The following is a 2,279-nucleotide window of genomic DNA, read 5'->3' on the forward strand; positions in this document are numbered from 1 at the left end:
CGGACCTTGCGGATCGTATCCGAATGATTCCGGGTGACCTGAATTTGCAGCAGCTGTTCATAACACCGTTCCAGCGTCTTCATGAAGCTCTCTTCCACCTGCTCAAAGGTATCGGACGCATGCAGTGCCTGCTGCAGGGGACGGTGCCCGGTCTCCTCCCACAGCTCCTGATATTCCTTCGTCATTTTGCCCATTTCCCGCCCGATGGAATAGATCAAATAATCCGCCAGGCTGACGATATGGTCGCGGCTCAGCAGATGCTGCCCGATACCTTGAATCAATTGGCCGTACTTGTCCTTCCAGTCCGGCTTGCCGAGCCGGAACGATTGGGCGATCGAGTGGACCAGCTGAAAATAGTCGAACATGGCTCCCTGATCCTCTTTGGCTAGCGAATCATAGAAAATGATCCGGTTGCTGCCGAGAACCATTTTATATTTCAGAGCCTGCTGGGCTTGGGAGTATGATTCCGGAATTTCCGCCGGGCACCGGGCTGCCGCCCCCGCACCGACCGTAACGGTAAGCTTCAAATGCTCCTGCACCCATTTTCTTGCATGGTCCAGCATTTCGGTGACCCGGCCGCGGGGATCGTCCGTCTCCTCGATCTGCACCAGCACTCCGAGCCCGTCGCCGGAAATCCATTCCGTCCACACGATTCCCCCGTGCTCCTGGGCGGTTTCCTGGATGACGCTTTTCAGGGCGAACTTCATCAAGTACTGGTCCTCTTGGGTGAACTGGCTGCAGAACGAAGCAAACTTGTCGATTTCCACGACGCACACGACCTGCGGCATGTCGAGATCGTTGAGCTGCATCGTGTCCCGCAGGGCTTCCCACTCTTCGGATTTCGGTAAATGCTGCCCTTCGACCAGCTGCTGGAACAAATACGCCTTCTTGACGTGCAGATCCTCGCGGAACTGGCGCTGATAGGTGTTGGACTGCTCCAGCATCTGGTTAATGGCGGACTGCAAAAAGGTAAACTCGTCCTGGCCGCTGCCCTGCATCAGGGCCGCCGCCTTCGTCTGGGATAATTTCTGAACCTGGGTGACGATCCTTTCGATCGGCTTGTAATTTTTCCGTGCGGCATAGACGATCCATAAGCCGCCTGCGGCGATCATAACGATACCAAGGATGAACCAGACGTTATAGAGCTGGCTGGCCACGTCCACCCATTTTCCGTTAATCAGTCCGCTTTGGTAATCCCAGCCGGTCACGGGCGAAATCGCGCTCGACACGATGCTGCGCTCCTGCTCCGATTTACCGTTCGGAAGCACGTCAGCCCCCGATTTGTCGATGATATGGATGTAGCTGACATCCCGGCTGTACATACTTTCGATCAACTGGCTCAGCCCATCCGCCGTTACATTCACGACCAGGAATCCCTGCCCGGTCTTCAGGAAAGGCGCCTTCAACGCAAGGCTCACGACTCGCTTCGGCCCTTTAATGCTGAACTCCTCGAAATGGCGGACACCGCTCCAGCCCTCATCCTTCTTCGCCTGCTCGATATATGGCTTGATAAAAGACGCATCCGGATAGTCTTCCAGGCTGGAGCTGGTCGCATTGCTCAGGACAAATCCGTCGCTGGACCGGACGAGATAAATGGAATCCACCAAAGGATAGGCATTTCTGAAGTTATTCATAAACTTGACGATCCGGATGTTCAGGTAATAGTCGTTTTCGGTTCCGCTCTTGTAAAAAGTCGACAAATCCGGATTATTCAGCAGTTCCGTCATCAGCATCTGCTCGATCGTTTTCAGGGAAGCGTCAATGGAGCTCATCGCCTGCAGCATCAGCGTCTCATTGGCTTTTACGGCTTCCTTGCGGCTCTGATCCCCCAGCATTTGAAAGAAAACGAAAAAAATAAACGAAATGACGATTAAAAAAGCCGGCATATATGAAAAAAGCTGGCGGTAAAACCAATTCCGTTTCCCCATCCGTTCTTGCACTCCTTATGTATGGCTCCTAAATCTTCTGTCTGCCGTCCTAGTAAAACGCTTTCATATTTGTTCAATTATAGCATCCCGCGGCTTCGAATTCATTAGTTCCAAATGCATAACGTGTAAAAAAACGAACCCGCACCATCATTTTAACCCCCGCCGATTTTCCAAAATTTCGCTTAGAGCCGCAAGGTTTTACCACATATTTTCCAGTTTATGGCTTTGCCTTGTCCGTCCTCCTCCCGTTATAATGCCTCGTGAAGGAGATGATTTCGATGACAACCAAAAAATGGGCAGTTACCTCGATCCTCGTCGTCCTCTTAGTCATTCAAAGCTTCGCGTGGAAGC

Annotated in this window: 1 protein-coding gene; it reads right to left on the reverse strand. The window is 52.3% G+C overall.

Annotated features, from left to right (window positions below):
• A partial coding sequence (locus CPT76_RS37585; protein WP_105443850.1) for an AraC family transcriptional regulator occupies window positions 1-1,928 on the reverse strand: 1,928 nt, incomplete at its 3' end.
• Between the last annotated feature and the right edge of the window lie 351 nt (window positions 1,929-2,279).

Origin of the sequence: Paenibacillus sp. AR247 (assembly GCF_002968895.1) — a bacterium.
In the GTDB taxonomy this organism is placed as follows: domain Bacteria; phylum Bacillota; class Bacilli; order Paenibacillales; family Paenibacillaceae; genus Paenibacillus_AQ; species Paenibacillus_AQ favisporus.